Genomic DNA, 19980 nt, shown 5'->3' with positions numbered 1-19980 from the left:
TGCCCCCCGATGTGTAACTTATACCTGTTCCCCCTATATAAGCCAGGCAGTTTTCTATATAATTCCACTCCATTTTTTAATAAAACAATTGGATTTCAATGAAGCAAGAAAGCTGGCGCACCGTGACCCCACACTATGATCATTTTGACGCGGTGTTGGCTCAATTCTCGACTCTACCGCAAGTGAGTTTTCTCGATATTCAAACGCGCCTTAAGCAGACATTGAACACGTTTTGCAAACTGGAACACTATCGTTGCCTAGTGCTCAATGCACCGGATAATGCACACTACCGAAGCCTGCTGAAGCAATCCCTTCACAAGATTGATGAGTCCAAACAGGTTCTATGCTCTGAGTCCATTGACGCATCCTCACTTTTGGGTCACTACAGTTGCAATGAATCTGGTGACGTTGTCACCAAAATAACGGGTCAACTTCAACAAGCGACTGACGACGGAATCGTCATTATCTCTGCCAACTTGCTACTTGCTCACCCTGTTAATTGGCCAGCAATCAAGTCAGCGATAATGGGAGAGTCCTACCCGCTGATCAATAGCAACCCCGCGCGCCCTGCGAATCAAGCCCCTACGGCAGTAACCCAAGCGAAACTCATCGTATTGGGCGATCAACACCAACTCGCTGAGCTCGAATACCTAGAACCTGAGCTTTTTAGCCGCCTGGCGATGTACAGCGAGGTGGAGCTAGATGTTGCTCTCAACCAAGCGACCATTGAACGTTACTTGGGTTATCTCTCCTGGTTATCGACACAGTACCAACTTCCAAGCTTGGAGGTTGATGCGGTTAAACGCGTCATGGTTGCCGGTGCAAGGCACACCGAAGACCAAAGCTTTATGCCACTTGATGTGAGTTGGTATCAATCAATTATTAAAGAGGCACTGCTATTTTCTAACAGCGATGTCATCACTGCCAACGACATAGAAAGTGCGATTGATGCTAAGTACCAGCGTGAGTCATATCTTTGCGAACGTGCCCTGTCGGACATCACCGAAGGACAAGTCGTGATTGAAACGCAAGGTGAGTGTGTTGGCCAAGTGAACGGACTCACTGTGATTGATGTCCCAGGACACCCGCTCTCATATGGTGAGCCGGCTCGTATCTCTTGCGTGATTCATTTTGGTGATGGCGACATCTCTGATGTAGAGCGAAAGGCCGAGCTAGGCGGCAATTTACACGCGAAAGGCATGATGATCATGCAAGCGTTCGTCAGCAGCGCACTCAATCTCGATGAACCACTGCCATATTCCGCGTCTGTCGTGTTTGAGCAGTCGTATAGCGAAGTGGATGGTGACAGTGCGACTCTCGCTGAGCTCTGCTCTTTTGTCAGTGCCCTTTCCGAGTACCCTATTAATCAGCAAATTGCCGTAACGGGTGCGGTCGATCAGTTTGGCCGTGTGCAGGCTGTCGGTGGATTAAACGAGAAAATCGAAGGTTTTTATCACGTCTGTAAGCACCAGGGATTCACCGGGCATCAAGGCGTCATTTTACCTAAGACGAACTTAAAACACTTAGCGCTTCACAAAGACGTCATAGAAAGTATCAAAAATAACGAGTTCCATATTTGGTCGGTGTCTACAGTTGATGAGGCCATCCCGTTGATCATGAGTAAGCCCTTCCGAGGAGACGACGAATCGAGCGTTATTAGCAAAATCGCTGAGCGTATAGAGAGCTTTGAGCGCCATGCCCCCCCCTTAAGCTTAATGGACAAGATGAAGAGTTGGCTTCGCTAAAGCTTTCTTTTCGTCACATTTTTACTGATCGGAGTTGTTTAGCGTACACGTGTTCACTAACATGCTGCTATCAAAATTTGGAGTAATTGATAATGCAAAACAAACGAGATTCTTATAACCGCGAAGATTTACTGGCATCAAGTCAAGGTGAGCTGTTCGGACCAGGCTACCCTCAGCTTCCTGCACCGAACATGCTAATGATGGATCGCGTTACTAAGATGTCTGAAACAGAAGGTGATTTTGGTAAAGGTTTGATTCTGGCAGAGCTTGATATTACTCCTGACCTTTGGTTCTTTGATTGCCACTTCCCTGGTGACCCAGTGATGCCGGGCTGTCTTGGTCTTGATGCGATGTGGCAATTGGTTGGTTTCTTCCTCGGCTGGGTTGGCGGTAAAGGCAAAGGCCGTGCACTTGGCGTGGGTGAAGTGAAATTCACCGGTCAAATTCTCCCAACAGCGAAGAAAGTGACGTACGAAATTCACATGAAGCGCGTTGTTAACCGTAAGCTTGTTATGGGTCTAGCGGATGGTCGCGTACTTGTCGACGGTAAAGAAATTTACGTAGCGAAAGATCTTAAAGTGGGTCTTTTCCAAGATACGTCTGCATTCTAAAATTCTAAATCTTTTCTCTAGCGACTCACTCGAGTCGCTTTTTTGCACTCAATCGAGCTAGTTATAGTGTGCTAAATATCTAAGATAAAGCCCCTTTCGGGGCTTAGTTCCTTGCAGTATGTGGGTTAAGAGTTATTTGTAGAGACCTGACTGCTTGTCGTCCCTGGCATCACGCCAACCACCGAGCCAATACGACCGAGCATCCATCTGCTGATACGGGCAGGCTTCCATTGAACGGCCATTGAGCCCCGCTTTGTACCCTTGAGATTGAGCTCGCTCTAAGCGGTCACGCTTTTGTCTCTTCATAGTGTCGTCCTCATACATACGGTGTTTCTTAACGTACTACTATTAACTTTTCATGGAGTTTTTGTGACTCCACAATTAAGAATCGTCGATCATCGGCGCTTTCACAAGGTATAAAAAAAGCACAGCGTCAAAATTGTGAGGCTGTGCTCTAGTTTAAAATTTAACCTACTTTCTACGGAACCCTAGGAATGAAAGTAGCATCAAAGCAAAGAAACCTAGTGAAGCGCCTTGACGGTCGACTTTGTCGGCTTCAGACGCTGGTCGTTTCTCTATATCTCGCTCAGCATAGGTATCGCTAGAGAGAGGCACTAGCTTCACTGCGACGATTTCACTGCCACTTTCGCAAGAAGAAGCTATAGAGTAGCTAGAAAAGCCACCAGCACAATAATAGGCCGTGCCGGAAATCACGCCAGCATCGTTGATGTCAGTCGCATCCAGTATTCTGTATTCATTGTTAAAACTTGGATCGCTTGATGTGTAGGTCAAATCATCTAGGTAATAACTGGATGTAATCGGTGTACTGTTACTGGCATCTAATGTCGTGATAAAAGCACGTTGCGCCCTTGGTTTACCGTTGTATTCTCGATGCGTTTCAAAATCGACTGCGCCCACGACTAAGTCATCATTATTGATGCCGCCCGCTTTTCCGTTTGCGCCATAGAATAAGACACTATCATTAAAAATCGTCGCTTTGGGTGACGATACATCGCTCACGTAGAACAAGCCATTAGAGTAGGAGCCGTTGACCACCACATCTCTCATTTTGTACGTGCCGACGGCTTTTCCGTTGTTATTCACAGCGGAAACGACCGAGTTCAAGTAATTGCTAATATTTCTATCGCCAGAGTCAAAACCCGAAACAAACTGACTCGACCAACTACCCGAACTGTTACGCGAGAAGACCGCGGCTCTAAGGTATTCGTCGGAGTCACTGTTATAACCAACAGCGTAAATAGAGCCGTTAATTAAAGCGATATCTCTTGCCGCACCTTGGGGTTGAATACGATCATTTGAAGCAGCACCAATCCATCCAATCTGTTTTGCTGTACCATTTTCCCAAATTGTAGCTTTAGATGTGTAATCTACCGAGTTCGATGCCAAGCTCGAAACACTACCCACGACGTAATTAATACTATCATTACTCAGAGACTTCCAAGCACGTGAGCTCGCTCCGTCTTCAAAAATAGAGCTTCCAAAAAATGCGGTATTGCGTCTGTCACCCGTTTGATAGTTACCAACGGCTTCCTCAGTATCCGTAATCGCGTTAACGATAACGTTCCCTTCTGATGCAAATAGTTGTGTGCCTTCGAGAAAGCTGACTGAATTCCAGATATCACCATCTTGCTCTTTTTTATATCCATAGGTGTACTGGTTGGTCGCCCAGTTCTCGCACAACGTATCCGCATACCCTAGATAGTTGTAACAATAGTTTCTAAAGTTAGACCAAATATCATCACCGGAATCAATGTAATCAAAACCAAAACGAGTCAAGAACGGCGACTCATGGCGGTATTCAAAACCTTCGTTGTATTGCTTACCCTCGTAGGCAATTTTATGTTCCGTCTCGTGAGTGAGTAGACAGTCATCTGCCTCCCAACAATTTACGCCGGATGCTGATGGCTGGATTGCAACACCGAAACTCTTCGCAGAATTACCATCTGCATAATGAAATACCTGATACAACGCCGCATTAGCACTAAATGCCGCCGATACCGTGGCGGCAATCATGGATATTTTGAAGATCTTACTACTCATCGTATTGTTTAACTTTCCTGTTGCATTGCCTCGAGCTCTTCCCAACGCTCGAAAGCAACGTCTAACTCTTGCTCTGTATGAGCGAGCTTATCTAAAATCGTTTGTGTTTGCTCAGTCGGTTTGGCGAAGAAATCTGGGTCATTCACCTGCCCTTGTAGCGCTTCAATTTGCGCCTCGAGCTCTTCCAACTTAGCGGGTAAGGCTTCTAATTCTCGCTGCAGTTTATAAGATAACTTCTTCGGCTTTGCCTTAGTGACTGCAGATTTGGGAGTTTCCTCAACTTGTTTGACTGCTTTTGCTGAATTTTCCACCACGCGAGTTTGATGCGCTTGTGCTCTTTGTTGCTGAGCATCGTGGTAGCCACCAACAAACTCTTCAATCACACCATTACCTTCAAAGATCCAACTGGTCGTCACTGTGTTATCAACAAACTGACGATCGTGGCTCACCAAAAGCAACGTACCCTGATAGTTGGCAAGCAAATCTTCTAAAAGTTCCAGAGTTTCGATATCCAAATCGTTGGTGGGTTCATCCAGCACCAATAAATTGTTCGGTCTGAGGAAGATACGCGCCAGAAGTAGTCGGTTTTTTTCACCGCCAGAGAGCGCTTTTACCGGTGTACGCGCGCGTTTTGGCGCAAACAAGAAATCTTGCAGGTAGCTCAGTGCGTGCCTTGGCTTTCCGCCGACAATCACTTCTTGTTTACCGTCTGCAAGGTTGTCGATCACCGTCTTTTCCGGGTCTAGTATTTCTCGATACTGGTCAAAGTAAGCGACTTCCAGTTTAGTTCCACAGTGGAGTTTACCGCTATCAGGCTGTAAAGAGCCAAGTAACAGCTTGAGAAGCGTACTCTTCCCGCATCCATTCGGCCCAACCAATGCAATCCGATCGCCACGCATGATATTGAAAGAGAAATCGCGCACAATTGGGTTACCCTCAATGGAGTAATTGATGTTCTGCGCTTCGAAAACAATTTTTCCTGAACGCGCAGCGTCATCAATCTGGATATTCGCTTTACCCTGCACTTCTCGCCTGTCGAGACGCTCCTCGCGTAACTTTTTCAGCGCACGAACACGTCCTTCGTTACGCGTACGACGGGCTTTGATGCCCTGACGAATCCAAACCTCTTCTTGCGCCAGTTTCTTATCAAACTCTGCGTTTTGCATCTCCTCAACGCGCAACATCTCTTCTTTTTCCACGAGATAGTTGTCGTAGTCACCGGGAAACGAGGCAAGCTGACCGCGATCGAGATCAACGATGCGCGTCGCCATAGATTTGATAAAAGCGCGGTCGTGAGAGATAAAGATGATGGAACCACGAAAATCTTTAAGGAAGGTTTCTAACCACTCAATCGTGGTCACATCGAGATGGTTAGTCGGCTCATCAAGCAGCAATACATCGGGATCACGCACTAAAGCGCGTGCCAATGCGGCTTTACGCTGCCATCCACCTGACAAGTCGGTCAATTTAGTGTGGCCATCAAGTTTAAGCGCGGCTAGGACGTTTTTAATCCTGTCTTCGAAACGCCACGCACCAGTATGTTCAAGTTGCTCCTGAATACGGGCTAATTTGTTGATGTTTTGCTCAGATGGATCAACCGCTAATAGATCGAGTTGATCTTGGTAGATCTTAATTTGCTCACCAATTTCAGCCAGTCCACCCGCGACATAATCAAACACGGTGCCTTCTTGATTTCGTGGCGGATCTTGCTCAAGACGTGATACCACCACATCTTGCGTGACGGTCAGTTTACCGTCGTCAAGCAGCACTTCGCCCGCGAGCACTTTCATGAGCGTCGATTTACCAGCGCCATTTCGCCCAACCAAACAGACACGCTCATTGTCTTGTAATGCGAAGTCTGCGTGGTCAAGTAAAGGGTGATCACCGTATGCGAGTAATCCGTTATTGATGGTAAGTAATGCCATTATTCTCTAACCATTGAATCAGTTGTTGTTTGTCAAAGGGCCAATTAAGCTCACTCTCGTTTGCGCGAAGCACAGGAATAGTGACACCGTAACGAGAGAAGAGCTTATCGTCGAACGCGATATCGACGTGCTCAACGAGACGGTCAATGCCGACACTTTGACAGAGCGAAAACGCCATCTCACAGAGATGGCATCCTTCAGTGCTGTATAAAGTAATCATCGATGCTCTCTATCCTTGTTCATACACCGAGTTTACTGGCGATGCGTGATCAACCAGCAGTTATGAATCTGTTTATTGCGAGCGAAGTCCATCGGCAACGTTTGGTGTGAGATATTCTTTGCCTCCAAACCAAGCTCGGACAGTGCATCATTTTCCATCTTAAAGTGACGCTTGTTGTTGGAGAACACAATCATACCGTCATTGCGCAATAGGCGTTTCAGCTGGCTCATCAGTTGAATGTGATCTCTTTGCACATCGAACGACTGCTCCATGCGCTTTGAGTTCGAGAACGTCGGGGGATCAATGAAGATGAGATCAAACTGAGCCGTCGATTTCTCAAGCCATTGCAAACAATCGGCTTGCTCGAAACGGTGTTGACGCCCCACTTGACCATTCAACGCCATGTTCTCTTTCGCCCAATCTAAATAGGTTTTGGACATGTCGACGGTGGTGGTCGACTTTGCACCACCACACGCAGCGTGGACGGTCGCAGAACCTGTGTACGCAAACAGGTTCAGGAAGTCCTTACCCTTTGCCATCTCTCCCAGTCTGCGACGTGTGATTTTATGATCTAAAAACAGGCCGGTATCGAGATAATCATGTAGGTTCACAAACAGCTTCACGCCGTACTCGGAAACCTCCATTTTCCGCGACTCTTGCGACAACTTCTGATATTGAGCGCGCCCTTTCTGCTTCTCACGGACTTTGAGTACGACTTTATTCGCATCGGTCCCCGTCACTTCAATCGTCGCTCGGATAATGTCGGTTAGACGTCGCTTTGCCGTCTCCTCTGGAATACTTTTAGGCGCAGCATACTCTTGAATCACGAGGTAATCGCAGTACACGTCAATCGCCACGTTGTAATCGGGCAGATCTGCATCGTAGACGCGATAGCAATCAAGCTCTTCTTTACGCGCCCACTTTCCAATTTTCGCGAGATTCTTTTTGAGTCGATTTGAGAAATCAGGTGCAATACTGCTTTGACGAGTCTCACCCGACTCTGCATCTTTACGTGACTCTGCTGAGCGAGCTGAAATCGAGTAGTTCTTCTGGTGACAGGGTAACGCACCATTATTTAACTTAAACTGTTTCTCTGCACGCATGCGTAAACAGCTAAGCAACTCATCAGAGCTTGAGAATATTGACGCGTGACAGCCACCAAATTCCGCCTTCAACTGGGCGCCGAACGCCGTATAAAGCGCAATTAAGCCAGGATGCGTACCTAGACGTTCACCGTAAGGTGGGTTACAGATCACGACTCCAGAATCGAAATCCGCTGGGCGTGTCACTTTTGTTGCGTCACCCACCTCAAAGTGGATCAATCCATCAACACCCGCGCGACGGGCATTATCTTTGGCAATCTGAATCACGCGGCTATCGTTATCAAATCCGTAAAACTTAGAGTCAACTTTCTTGACACCACGACGAGCTTGAACCGCCGCTTCAGATTTAATTTCCGCCCACACCTCAGGTTCGAAATCTTCTAAGGATTCAAAGCCCCACTTTGAGCGTTTGACGCCTGGCGCCATGTTGGCTGCCATCATCGCAGCTTCTATTAGCAAGGTGCCAGAGCCACACATAGGATCAAGTAGGTTACTGCCTGCTTGCCAACCACTGCGTCCGATAATGGCTGCAGCGAGTGTCTCACGCAATGGCGCTCGGCCAGATTCGCTACGGTAACCCCGTTGGTGTAAGCCGCCACCGACCATATCAATACCTAACAAGGCTTTATCTTTGTGTAAGCGGACATGGATACGAAGATCACTATGATCTTTACTGATCGACGGTCTGGGTAAGTTTTTCTTTTCAAAGCAATCGACAACCGCATCTTTGACCTTCATCGCTCCATACTGGCTGTTACGAATCTCGCGGTTTGTGCCGTTAAAATCCACGACTAACTTCTTTGAGCTGTGGAAATGGTTGACCCAGTTGACCGCAGAGGCAGCAAGGTAAAGATCCATATCATCATTACAGGTGAACTCTGAAAGCACGCGAACAAAACGTGAGGCCAAACGGCTCCATAGACACACACGATACACTTGCTCATTCGTGGCTTTAAAGCGAACCCCTGCCTGAACAGGTTTCGCGTTCTCTATTCCCAAGTTCGTCAGCTCTTCAACTAACAGGTTCTCCATACCATTGGATGTAACCGCAAGATATTGATGCATAGTGATGTTTATTTCTTTAAAAAATGACCCAGCATTATAACCGACATTCGTTCATTGCGTTACTCCCTGCGCACTTTATCTCACTTAATTACTACGTTAATCGATGATTCATTCACCACTCATCCTGTTTATGGTGCTCCGAACGGCATACCCATGATTTGTCGTACCTAATCCAACTTCACTTTTTGTAAGCAACGACGCTACGTACCTTTAAAGCGAAGTGAATACTTATTTACACCCAAGCTGGTATATACCAGATAGCATTTTCAGTGTAATTTTATTTCAGAAATACCTCAATAGAGGAATTTTTCGTTGAATTTGATGATTGTAAGGGTTCAGAGCGCGTGGTTTAGCTGGTCACTTGTTGAGCAAAACTGGCAACTAACTCACACTTGTGAGACAGATAAACGCTCAAAATTAAGAAAAAAAAAATCGGCGCTTGGCCGATGGAAATGAAAAATGAATCAAAGGAATGAATACAACGAGGAGAGTCTTATCGTTAATTCGCTAACAGCTAGCCCACCAGCGCCATAGGTTGTGTTTGAAACTGTTGGTTGGCCACACGCATGCGATCATGCATCACCTTAATGGCTTGGCCAAACTGGAGTGATTTAGAAGGGTTGAGGTGAAATGCTTCGAGACTAACCTGGGCACACAGGCTGGCGCTATCCCCAACTTCCAAAACAATAAAATAACCTTGGCTAAGCTGATTCGACAGATAAACAAAATCGCCCTCTTCAAGGGGTTGTTCACCGTCAGAAATATTGTCGAAAAACCAGCTTTTCGGCTGAACCGGCTTGTGAAAACGCTTAGCCGCTACACAGTAGAGTGCGAGCTCAGCTTGACGCGGTTCACTAAGACCAAGGAGAGAGATTTGCTCTTTGTACGTTTGAAATGCAGACGCATCATCAACGCTAAATTCGTTAACGCCAACGGCACAGTCTACGATAAGTTTGCGGGAAAGGTTGGTTTTGAAGACCATGTTGTCACCGAGATCGAGCATAAGGTGCCCTTCGGTGTCATCATAGTACCAAGTCCATTTGTCACTGGGTTTAAGCATCGTTCCGTCTCTTCGCCTGATGGGTTTAGGTAAAACGCTTAATTACCTTTCCAAGTCTTAAGGCTGATTTTATGCACTCATTGGCAAAAAAAAAGAGGAAATGAATTCTCATTTCCTCTTAGATTACTCTATTTATAGTGATATATTTATCAGGTGACGGCGTCACTCTATCCAGAAATACAGGGACAGATTATAGATTTTTGACAATGTCTTTCACTAAGCCAGGGCCGTGGTAGATAAAACCAGAATAAACTTGTACTAGCTTTGCCCCTGCCATCAGTTTTTCTTTGGCGGCGACATATGAGTCGATACCACCCACACCAATCACAGGGATCGCATCCCCCAACTCTTCATGTAAACGTCGCACAACTTCGGTGCTGCGAGATTGCACTGGACGACCACTTAGGCCCCCTGCTTCGTTGGCGTGTTTCATTCCTTCCACAATCGATCGGTCGAGAGTCGTATTAGTCGCAATGACACCATCGATATTGTTCTTAAGGAGCGACTGACAGATCTGGCTGATCTCATCATCGCTCAGATCTGGTGCGATCTTAAGTGCTAATGGCACGTAGTTACTGTGTTTTTCAGCAAGCTCTGCTTGTTTGGCTTTGAGTTCACTCAATAATTCATCGAGCGCTTCACCATATTGCAACGAACGTAGTCCCGGAGTGTTTGGTGAGGAGATGTTGACAGCGATATAACCCGCATATTGGTAAACCTTCTCCATACAGATTAGGTAGTCATCGGCACCTTTTTCGATCGGTGTGTCTTTGTTCTTACCGATATTGATACCAAGTACGCAGTCATACTTGGCTTTTTTAACATTCTCGACAAGATTATCGACGCCGAGGTTGTTGAAACCCATGCGGTTGATGATCCCTTGTGCTTCAACAAGACGAAACAAACGCGGCTTGTCGTTACCCGGTTGCGGACGTGGTGTGACCGTCCCTACTTCGACAAAACCAAAACCCATGGCATCAAAGGCTTCAATACATTCGCCATTTTTGTCCAGACCCGCTGCAAGGCCTACTGGGTTGCGGAAAGTCAGACCCATGCACTCGACTGGGCGATGCGGGAGTTGCTGTCTGTAGAAAAGATCCAATGGTGTGCCGGTAAAACGTTTGAAGTTTTCAATGGCGAGATCGTGTGCCTTCTCGGCATCAAGTTGGAAAAAGCCAGCTCTGGCAAGACGGTAAAGCATTGTGCCTCCGAAAGAAAAAAGCCCCGTATAAACGGGGCAGTATTATTCAACGTTTTACCGAATAATTCAACGATTAACGCAAACGGTTACTCATTGGCAGAGCAGTTTAGGTTGAGGAGCATCAATTCACGCAATGCGACTGAGAACTTGGCGAATTCATGGACTGCCCCCACTTTAAACTCGTTGAGAATATTTTCCCATCGATGGAGCGACACTTCGTTTTTCTCAATCCAGTCATCGAGTGCTTTCATTACATCAAGATCTTTGGGATCGCAGTTGCAACTCAACACTTGCCCAGTTAACTGACGTTGCTGCCAATCAAGATCTTCTCTAAATGCTGCGCGAGCCAAGGCTTGCCAATGGTTGTCTACGGCTTGAGTATTGATTTGTTTCAAGAACCAGTGGAGAGACAAACGATCACCCAAGTTGTAGTAGAGTTTTGCACTTTGCTCAACCGATTTGCCTTTTTCACGAGCCACTGTGGATATATCCAGTACTGAGTATAGACTCGACAAACGCGCAACATAACTCGCTAACGCTTCGGATACGCCCTGCTCAATCCAACGGTTTGCCATCTGGTTGTGCTCTTCCACTTCCGCCGGAACCAACATGGTATCAAGTTGCTGTTTGATGGTTTCTACGTCTGCTTTATAGAGATCAATCATGGCTTTGACACATTGGCGACCAGTACGATTACGGATCAACCAACGCGACAGACGACGCAACGTACGTCGAACATAAAACATCATGTCATACTGAGCGTCGGTCGAGGCATGGTTATCAAGAGCACGAAGTTGCGTGAACACCTCACCCAAACCGAAGATCTCACGTGCGGCGACATACGCATTGGTAATATCGACGACATGTGCTCCCGTCTCCTCACGGAGTCGAGTCACAAAATTGCACCCCATCTCATTCACCATTTGATTGGCGAGCATGGTGGCAATGATTTCGGCTTTCAGTGGATGGTTGTCCATCTGCTGAGTATAGTTACGGCGTAACTCTGTTGGGAAGTATTGTATCAGTTGCCGCGCATGCACCTGATCATTGGCAATGTCGTCGTGCACCAATTCTTCTTTCAGAACCATCTTGCCATACGCCACCAGCACAGAGAGCTCAGGACGAGTCAGCGCTTTACCCTGCTTTTCTCGCTCTAATAAGGTTTCATCGTCAGGAATGTACTCTAACGCTCGATCCAGTTGACCCGCTTTTTCTAACGTGTGGATGAAGCGAATTTGCTCCTTAACCAGTGATGTACCTTGGTGTTCGGTGACAGAGATCGATTCAGATTGGCAATACGCATCTTCAAGAACAATCTCACCGACCTCATCTTCCATCGACTCTAGGATTTGATTGCGCTGTTTAACCGTTAAGTCACCATTCGCCACCAATCCGTTGAGGAAGATCTTAATGTTGACCTCATTGTCCGAGCAATCAACACCGCCGACGTTATCAACAAAGTCAGTATTGACGCGGCCACCTTTCAACGCGTACTCCACTCGACCGAGTTGAGTCATGCCCAAGTTGCCACCTTCACCGACCACTTTAGCGCGCAGATCGCGTCCATCAATACGCAATACATCGTTCGCACGGTCACCAACATCCGAATGCGTCTCCTTAGACGATTTCACGTAAGTACCGATACCGCCGTTCCACAACAAATCGACTTTCATTTGCAGGATCAGTTTGATCAGTTCATTTGGTGCTGCCGACGCTTTCTTCACCCCTAGCATTTTTTGGATCTCAGGGGAAAGAGGAATAGACTTCGACTTGCGTGAGAACACACCGCCGCCTTTGGAGATAAGTTCCGGATTGTAATCTTCCCAACTTGAACGCGGTAGATTAAACAAACGTTGGCGCTCTTCCCAACTGCTCGCAGAATCAGGATCAGGGTCAATGAAAATATGCAAATGGTTAAAAGCAGCCTGCAAGCGGATATGCTTCGATAGCAGCATGCCGTTACCAAACACATCCCCCGCCATATCACCCACACCAATCGCGGTAAAATCTGTCGTTTGACAGTTGATGCCCATTTCACGGAAATGTCGTTTGACCGACTCCCAACCCCCCTTGGCCGTAATGCCCATTGCTTTGTGGTCGTAACCGTTCGAGCCCCCAGAGGCAAACGCATCCCCTAACCAGAAATTGTATTCTGCAGATACTGAGTTCGCCAAATCCGAGAACGTCGCGGTGCCTTTATCCGCTGCAACAACAAGATACGGGTCATCCTCATCATGACGCACGACATGACTCGGCGCGATAACTTCCCCTTCAATGATGTTGTCAGACACATCAAGCAGCGCACGAATAAAGCGTTTGTAACAGCGCTGACCTTCAGCAAAGATTTCGTCACGACCGCTCAGTGTGTGTTGACGTTTACAGACGAAGCCCCCTTTCGCGCCCACCGGCACAATCACGGTGTTTTTCACTTGCTGCGCTTTTACCAAACCTAAAATCTCGGTACGGAAATCTTCTTGACGATCCGACCAACGTAAGCCGCCACGCGCGACTTTTCCGCCACGCAAGTGAACACCTTCAATGTCCGGCGCATAAACGAAAATTTCAAAGGCCGGAACCGGCTGAGGAATATCTGGGATCTTACGCGGCTGAAGTTTTAACGAGAGCCAAGGTTTAGGCTGGTTTTGGTCATCCACTTGATAATAGTTGGTCCGAACCGTCGCGGTGATCATTTCCATGTAACGACGGATGATGCGGTCATCGTCCAAGCTTTCAACGTGATCAAGCTGCTCAGTCATTTTCTCGACTAAGTCCGCTTGTCCTTTTTTGCTACCTTTGAATTTAGGATCAAAGCGCTTAGCAAACAGCGTGACTAGGCCTTTGGCAAGATCAGGGTAATGACTCAGTGTTTCTTCAATGTACTGTTGGCTAAATGGGAAGCCGACTTGACGCATGTATCGAGCATAAGCGCGTAGAATCGAGACTTCACGACCAGTTAGCGAAGCTCCAAGAACCAATCGGTTAAAGCCATCGCTCTCTAGGTCTCCCGCCCAGATTGACGCAAAGGCTTGTTGAAAACGATCGCGTGCGACGCGAAGATCAACGGTTTTCTCGCTCTTATGCAGCATCGAGAAATCCAGGATCCAATAAACTTGTCCATTAGCTTTGTGCACTTCGTACGGAGATTCACCGATGACGCGCAGCCCCAAGTTTTCCAACATCGGCATGACATCCGAAAGATGAATCGGCTCATCACGGTGGTAAAGTTTGAGTCTCACCGATTTCGAATCTTTGGCCAGTTCTTGCGGACGATAGAACAACATGCCCAGTTTGTTGTCGTCACTGAGCGCTTCGAGGCGCTCAATATCGGCGACGGCCGAGCCTGGCATCACATCTTCTTTATAGGATCGTGGGAAAGCGCGGTTGTACTCTTTCGACAACGGCAACCCTTTGCTCTCACCAAAGTTCGCAACGATCGCATCAGAGAGACGATCATCCCAAGTCGACGATGCTTCCATTAAATTTTGCTCTATTGTTTTCACATCAATGTCCATGTTGTTATTGTCAACACGAACGATGTAGTGGGTTCTTGCCAGTGGGCTTTCAGAGAAGTAAGTGGTGAACTCCACTTCTTGCTCACAACCAAAATACTGTTTCAAGATGCGTTGAGTTTGTCGGCGCAGCTCGGTGTTGTAACGATCTTTTGTCACGTAGACCATGCAGCTAAAGAAACGACCGAACGGGTCTTTGCGCACAAACAGACGCAGCAAGTCACGGTCTTGCATCTGCACCACGCCCATACCGACTTCAAGCAACTCTTCTTCCTTGGCTTGCAGCAGTTCATCACGCGGATAGTTTTCTAGGATATTGTGTAGCGCTTTGTATGAGTAGGAACCTTCGCGATACCCGCTGGCTTTGAGGATTCGCTCGACCTTTTCACGAATCAGTGGAATGCTCGCCACACTTTGGTTGTACACCGCAGAAGTGTAAAGCCCAGTGAAACGATGCTCACCAACCACTTTGCCATTCTCATCAAATTTTTTGATCCCGATGTAATCGGTATACGCAGGACGATGAATACGAGAAGCGACGTTTCCTTTGGTCACAATCAATAAAAAGGGTTTCTTCGCTTCGAGTCGCGCAGAATCAGGGAAGTCAGACAGTTTCACGCTTCGCACACGATCGGGATTAGCAAACAAACCCAGACCTTGTTCTTTGGTCGGGCGCAGTTCTGTATCGCCGTCTGTGGAGACGAGGTCATACTCTTTATAACCCATGAAGGTGAAGTTGTGATCGCCAAGCCAACGCAAAAAGTTCAGTGTATCTTCATAGCGATCCCCTTCGACGGGAATACGCTCTTTTTGTGCTTCCAGTTGGTTGGTCACTAATTCAAGTTTCTCAACCATTTGACGCCAATCTTTGACCACCATACCGGTATCGGTGAGAATTTTGATCAGCTCATCTTTGAGTGACGTCATCGCCGATTTGTCACTGAGTCTATCCACTTCGATATGAAACAGCGATTGCAACGCGCCCTCACCCTCATTAATCGATTTAATCACCCCTTTGGCACCGCGTTCGATTTGCGTTGGACCATGCAACATCAGATGTGACGCCATGTCTAAACGGCTCAGCGCCATTTTGATTGAGTCGACAAGAAATGGACTGTCGGGGACGACAATTTCAACGATAGTGTGCGTCGATTGCCAACCTTGACGGCTTACCGTCGGGTTAAAGACGCGAACCGATATCTCATCGGGTTTCTTTTCATTGATGTGATGCCACAAACTGACGACCGCACCGTAGAGATCCGATTCGTTTCGTTCAATCAGGTCGTCTTGAGCAATATTACTGAACAGGTGTTGAGCAAGTTGAGTGACTAAAGGTTGATGAGCAAGCTCGAGTTTGTCTTGAATCAGCTTGTAGACTTTTTCAAGCAGAACCGGCATTAGGGTTTCACGCGCGGTCATATTCACACTCCACTATTAGAATTTTTTTAAGTAGGGGGATGTCGTAAGCATCGTTCTTTAGTTGTAAGAATAGTGCTTTACACGGGTAATGCCGCTTTATTGTAAAAGCTTTATTGATAAATGGTTAATTCTTTTAGGAGTGGTAGGAGGTGAAATGTTTGAGAATGTGATTAAGGTTCTATTTAAACTTCTATGAAATCAATCTCTCACAGAACTTCTAACTTAATAAACTTGTTATTCTGGTCAGTTGTTAATCTGAATCGTCCTTTCAAGCCGATTTGACTGACAAACGGTCGAAAACGCATCGCTGGCAGTTGCAAACGAAGTCCATTGTCCGTGGTTACCAATATCTGGCTCGCCGCACCATTGTAGTGGTTTAGAAACGATTGATAAGAGATATTGAGCGAAAAATAGTAGTGGTTCATGAGTTATTAATGCATTACTGTGTAAATAAACAGTAGCACAATTACGTGCTACTGTTGGGTAGTGGATGACTTAGGCTTCTAGCGCCTTGCTGACTTTTTCGAACAAGTCTTTGGCAAGGTTATCCATCGATTTCAGCGCTTCTAACTCTTTGCGAATCAGCGCTTGTCTCTGCTCATCGTATTTACCCAGCTTAAGCAGAGGATCAATCAAACGCGACGCCACCTGAGGGTTCGAGCTGTTGAGTTCTCTTAAGATTTCGCCCGCGAACTCATAACCTTTACCAGATTTGTCATGGAAAGCGACAGGGTTCATGTTCAAGAAAGAACCAATCAAACTGCGCGTACGGTTAGGGTTTTTCAAGCTAAACGCACTGTGATTCATAGTCGACCTGATCACATCAAGTGCGTTGCCCGCTGGGTTGGTCCCTTGCAATATGAACCACTTGTCCATCACCAATCCATCATGTTGCCATTGCTCGCTGTAGTCACTCATTAAACGCTCGCGACACGGTAACTGCGCGCTATTTGCTGCGGTCATAGCCGCCATGGTGTCCGTCATGTTGTTGGCCTGATCATATTGCGCTTCAACGAGACGATTCCCCTGCTCTGTATACGCTAAATACGCTAGCGCCGTGTTTCTAAGTGCACGTTGGCCAATCGCTTGATGGTCAACTCGATAGTCACTTTGCACTAGAGCATGGTACAGCGCACTGAACTCATCCTCTAACTGCTGTGCAAGTTGAACTTTAATGCCTTTAAGTACCGCAGCAATGGCATCCACATCGACCTGCTTGTACCAACCTGACACTTCATTGTGACTTGGCAGCGCTAACATCTCTGCAATAAACGCAGGTTCAAGAACATCAGACAAGAGTACGCCGCGGAACGCATCAATCAGCGCATCCGGTAGCGCGACATCGACATTACCTTGCTGAATACGTTCAACATTACTGCGAATGTATTTTGCTAATAACATTTGGCCTGCATCCCAACGCGCAAAGTCATTGCGAGCATGAACCATAAGGAAGGTTAATTCATCGTCACTGTAATCGTACTCCAACTTCACTGGAGCGGAGAACTCTCTCAATAACGATGGGATCGGACGCTCAGCGACATCTTCGAATACAAAACTCTGCTCACTTTGAGTGACATCGAGAACATGATGAATCGGCTTTCCGTTACAGCGTAACCCAACAACTTCTCCCGTTGGGGCGTATAACTCGACATCAAAAGGAATGTGCAACGCTTGTTTGTCTTGCTGATCCTGCGTCGGCTCAGTCGATTGCTTGACATGCAAGGTAAACGTCTTGGCATCACTGTCGTAATCACTGGTCACACTGACCGTCGGCGTTCCTGACTGGCTGTACCAGAGACGGAATTGCTTGAGATCGACACCCGATGCATCTTCCATGGCGGAAACAAAATCTTCGCAAGTCGCCGCAGTGCCGTCGTGGCGTTCAAAGTAAAGCTTCATCCCTTTTTGGAAGCCCTCTTCACCCAATAACGTGTGCATCATTCGAATAACTTCGCTGCCTTTTTCGTACACGGTTAAGGTGTAGAAGTTATTCATCTCGATCACTTTGTCAGGACGAATTGGGTGAGACATCGGGCTGGCATCTTCGGCAAACTGCGGTCCACGAATAATGCGTACGTTGTTGATACGATTGACAGCGCGCGAACCAAGATCAGAAGAAAACTCTTGATCACGGAACACGGTCAACCCTTCTTTGAGACTGAGTTGGAACCAGTCACGACAGGTCACGCGGTTACCCGTCCAGTTGTGGAAGTACTCATGGCCAATGACCGCTTCAATACCAAGATAATCGCTATCGGTCGCGGTGTTCTCATTGGCCAACACATACTTGGAATTAAAGATGTTGAGTCCTTTGTTCTCCATCGCGCCCATATTGAAAAAGTCGACAGCGACAATCATGTAAATATCAAGGTCATACTCAAGACCGAAACGCTCTTCGTCCCACTTCATTGAGTTGATTAGGGAGGTCATCGCGTGAGGCGCTCTGTCCAAGTTGCCTTTGTCGACAAAAATCTCTAAATCGACAGGGCGGCCAGAGCGAGTCACGAAGGTGTCGCGCAGAACATCAAAATCCCCAGCGACCAAAGCAAACAGATACGCCGGCTTAGGGTGTGGGTCTTGCCACTGAACCCAATGACGGCCATGATCTAAATCGCCAGCGGCCACTCGGTTCCCGTTACTCAATAAATAGGGGTATTGCGCCTTGTCTGCAATCACTTTAGTGGTGTACTTGGCCAACACATCAGGTCTGTCCAAGTAATAGGTGATTCGACGAAAACCTTCCGCTTCACATTGGGTGCAAAACGCACCGCCCGATTTATACAAGCCTTCAAGCGCGGTATTGGCTTCAGGATCAATGTGCGTCACTATGGTCAGTGTAAACTCGCGCGGCAACTGGTTGATGGTCAGCGTGCTCTCCGTCTGCTGATAATCGCTCCAAACCTCACCATTCACTTGCAGCGAAACCAAAGTTAAGTTCTCACCATCGAGCTGTAAGGTACTGCTCTCTTTGCATTGCTGAACTTTAGAGATAGCCGTAACCACCGTTTGGTTATCATGCAAATCAAAGGTGAGGTCTATAGTAGAAATCGTATGAGAAGGCGATTGATAATCTTTGCGATATTTGGCTTGTGGAGTCTGAGCCATGTCTGAATCCTTTTGACTGAATATGAGATGAGCCAACACGGGCATCAAGCACTCGTGGGCAAACGTAATTAGCTTACCTCTAGCCAATCAAAAAAACGAGGTATTGACGACAATAACCTCGCTTTTTATTCATGTAGAACACATTTTGTCTATATATCACCCATCGATTCGCCGATATCACTAGCGAACGCGATCGAGCACCGCATAAAGCGCCCCTTCTTCCATTTCAAGTGTCAAGGTATCACTGTCGAGTACGTAACGTGTTTCGTGCTCGCCATTTTCGTAGAGAAGTACAAGGTGTTCACCTTCTGTGTAATAGACGCCGCGATGCACCGCTTCATCTCCTTCATCGTTGCTGACACGGAACATAAACACAAAGTCGGGTTGCAGCACTAAATCCATCTTATCAACATCACTGGCTGAGACATCGTGCCCGCCTAAACTCTGACTCGACCAAATGCCAGCCAGTGAATTGGAGAGCGCCTTAGTAAATGTCACACCGTTGAGATTAAGCAAATGGTGATTACCCGAATAGCGGTACGCTTGTGGCTCAGAAGAGTTGAGTCCGAGTATTAGGGTATCATCGTTGGCTGTGTAGAGACCTTGCCAATGATCCACCGAGTAGTCTCGCTTCTGAATGTCGATTTGAAACTGATAGTTGGAGCTTAACGAAAGCTTGATGGCGAGAAAGTTTTCTGCTGATTCATCAGGACTCGGATTGACGAGATACCAGTCCCCCAACAAGAAAGGGTGATCAAATTGAGTAAGATCACTGTTGTCGTGTACTTCGGGCGAGAGCCTTTCTGCACTGACCCACGCGCTACCCATTAAAAGAATTAGTCCGATCCATTTCATCACGCATCCCTCACTCTTTTCTTAAAGCTTAGGTAGGGTTTTACGAATACGCGAAAAATTAGATCCAAATCACATTAATTGTCTGCACAAAAAAAGCGAGC

13 protein-coding genes are annotated in these 19980 nt (G+C 47.0%); 2 read left to right on the top strand and 11 right to left on the bottom strand.

Annotated features, from left to right (window positions below; all coding sequences use genetic code 11):
- The first annotated feature begins 98 nt into the window (after window positions 1–98).
- Window positions 99–1745, top strand: coding sequence for a S16 family serine protease (locus AC6R03_RS09705; protein WP_500631056.1), 1647 nt, complete (start codon window positions 99–101; stop codon window positions 1743–1745).
- Window positions 1746–1837: 92 nt separating this feature from the next.
- The gene (gene fabA / locus AC6R03_RS09700) at window positions 1838–2356 is read left to right on the top strand and encodes a bifunctional 3-hydroxydecanoyl-ACP dehydratase/trans-2-decenoyl-ACP isomerase (RefSeq protein ID WP_004743352.1); all 519 of its coding nucleotides are present in this window, start codon (window positions 1838–1840) and stop codon (window positions 2354–2356) included.
- 132 nt (window positions 2357–2488) lie between these two features.
- Here the strand turns inward: fabA and rmf are convergent, their stop codons facing one another.
- From rmf to AC6R03_RS09645, 11 genes are all read right to left on the bottom strand, one after another.
- Window positions 2489–2662 (bottom strand): ribosome modulation factor, encoded by a 174-nt coding sequence (gene rmf / locus AC6R03_RS09695; RefSeq protein ID WP_334555374.1) that lies wholly within the window; start codon window positions 2660–2662, stop codon window positions 2489–2491.
- A gap of 165 nt (window positions 2663–2827) precedes the next feature.
- The gene (locus tag AC6R03_RS09690; protein WP_500631055.1) at window positions 2828–4417 is read right to left on the bottom strand and encodes a DUF3466 family protein; all 1590 of its coding nucleotides are present in this window, start codon (window positions 4415–4417) and stop codon (window positions 2828–2830) included.
- An 8-nt stretch (window positions 4418–4425) separates the two neighbouring features.
- A complete protein-coding gene (locus AC6R03_RS09685; RefSeq protein WP_500631054.1) occupies window positions 4426–6342 on the bottom strand; it encodes an ABC transporter ATP-binding protein in 1917 nt (638 codons plus the stop codon).
- Window positions 6320–6562 carry a glutaredoxin family protein gene (locus AC6R03_RS09680; protein WP_487901995.1) on the bottom strand — a complete coding sequence of 81 codons (243 nt, stop codon included), beginning with the start codon at window positions 6560–6562 and terminating at the stop codon, window positions 6320–6322. The genes AC6R03_RS09685 and AC6R03_RS09680 overlap by 23 nt, the downstream gene beginning before the upstream one ends.
- A gap of 32 nt (window positions 6563–6594) precedes the next feature.
- A complete protein-coding gene (gene rlmKL / locus AC6R03_RS09675; protein WP_500631053.1) occupies window positions 6595–8730 on the bottom strand; it encodes a bifunctional 23S rRNA (guanine(2069)-N(7))-methyltransferase RlmK/23S rRNA (guanine(2445)-N(2))-methyltransferase RlmL in 2136 nt (711 codons plus the stop codon).
- Between the two features lie 514 nt (window positions 8731–9244).
- The gene (locus AC6R03_RS09670) at window positions 9245–9790 is read right to left on the bottom strand and encodes a cell division protein ZapC (RefSeq protein ID WP_500626311.1); all 546 of its coding nucleotides are present in this window, start codon (window positions 9788–9790) and stop codon (window positions 9245–9247) included.
- A 190-nt stretch (window positions 9791–9980) separates the two neighbouring features.
- Window positions 9981–10991 carry a quinone-dependent dihydroorotate dehydrogenase gene (gene pyrD, locus AC6R03_RS09665; protein WP_500631052.1) on the bottom strand — a complete coding sequence of 337 codons (1011 nt, stop codon included), beginning with the start codon at window positions 10989–10991 and terminating at the stop codon, window positions 9981–9983.
- A gap of 86 nt (window positions 10992–11077) precedes the next feature.
- A complete protein-coding gene (locus tag AC6R03_RS09660) occupies window positions 11078–15919 on the bottom strand; it encodes an NAD-glutamate dehydrogenase (protein ID WP_500631051.1) in 4842 nt (1613 codons plus the stop codon).
- Window positions 15920–16125: 206 nt separating this feature from the next.
- Window positions 16126–16344: a DUF2835 domain-containing protein gene (locus tag AC6R03_RS09655; protein ID WP_334555382.1), complete on the bottom strand. Its 219-nt coding sequence runs from the start codon at window positions 16342–16344 to the stop codon at window positions 16126–16128.
- A 70-nt stretch (window positions 16345–16414) separates the two neighbouring features.
- Window positions 16415–19024 (bottom strand): aminopeptidase N, encoded by a 2610-nt coding sequence (gene pepN, locus AC6R03_RS09650; protein ID WP_500631050.1) that lies wholly within the window; start codon window positions 19022–19024, stop codon window positions 16415–16417.
- A gap of 180 nt (window positions 19025–19204) precedes the next feature.
- Window positions 19205–19879 (bottom strand): hypothetical protein, encoded by a 675-nt coding sequence (locus tag AC6R03_RS09645; protein ID WP_487902002.1) that lies wholly within the window; start codon window positions 19877–19879, stop codon window positions 19205–19207.
- Window positions 19880–19980 lie beyond the last annotated feature (101 nt).

Source organism: Vibrio sp. R10-SG-ISO4 (genome assembly GCF_059834135.1).
This window is presented reverse-complemented; position numbering and strand designations above follow the sequence as displayed.

Bases quoted from the DNA above. Each gene is read 5' to 3' on its own strand.
- AC6R03_RS09705 (WP_500631056.1), top strand. From the start codon at position 99: ATGAAGCAAGAAAGCTGGCGCACCGTGACCCCACACTATGATCATTTT.
- fabA (WP_004743352.1), top strand. From the start codon at position 1,838: ATGCAAAACAAACGAGATTCTTATAACCGCGAAGATTTACTGGCATCA.
- rmf (WP_334555374.1), bottom strand. From the start codon at position 2,662: ATGAAGAGACAAAAGCGTGACCGCTTAGAGCGAGCTCAATCTCAAGGG.
- AC6R03_RS09690 (WP_500631055.1), bottom strand. From the start codon at position 4,417: ATGAGTAGTAAGATCTTCAAAATATCCATGATTGCCGCCACGGTATCG.
- AC6R03_RS09685 (WP_500631054.1), bottom strand. From the start codon at position 6,342: ATGGCATTACTTACCATCAATAACGGATTACTCGCATACGGTGATCAC.
- AC6R03_RS09680 (WP_487901995.1), bottom strand. From the start codon at position 6,562: ATGATTACTTTATACAGCACTGAAGGATGCCATCTCTGTGAGATGGCG.
- rlmKL (WP_500631053.1), bottom strand. From the start codon at position 8,730: ATGCATCAATATCTTGCGGTTACATCCAATGGTATGGAGAACCTGTTA.
- AC6R03_RS09670 (WP_500626311.1), bottom strand. From the start codon at position 9,790: ATGCTTAAACCCAGTGACAAATGGACTTGGTACTATGATGACACCGAA.
- pyrD (WP_500631052.1), bottom strand. From the start codon at position 10,991: ATGCTTTACCGTCTTGCCAGAGCTGGCTTTTTCCAACTTGATGCCGAG.
- AC6R03_RS09660 (WP_500631051.1), bottom strand. From the start codon at position 15,919: ATGACCGCGCGTGAAACCCTAATGCCGGTTCTGCTTGAAAAAGTCTAC.
- AC6R03_RS09655 (WP_334555382.1), bottom strand. From the start codon at position 16,344: ATGAACCACTACTATTTTTCGCTCAATATCTCTTATCAATCGTTTCTA.
- pepN (WP_500631050.1), bottom strand. From the start codon at position 19,024: ATGGCTCAGACTCCACAAGCCAAATATCGCAAAGATTATCAATCGCCT.
- AC6R03_RS09645 (WP_487902002.1), bottom strand. From the start codon at position 19,879: ATGAAATGGATCGGACTAATTCTTTTAATGGGTAGCGCGTGGGTCAGT.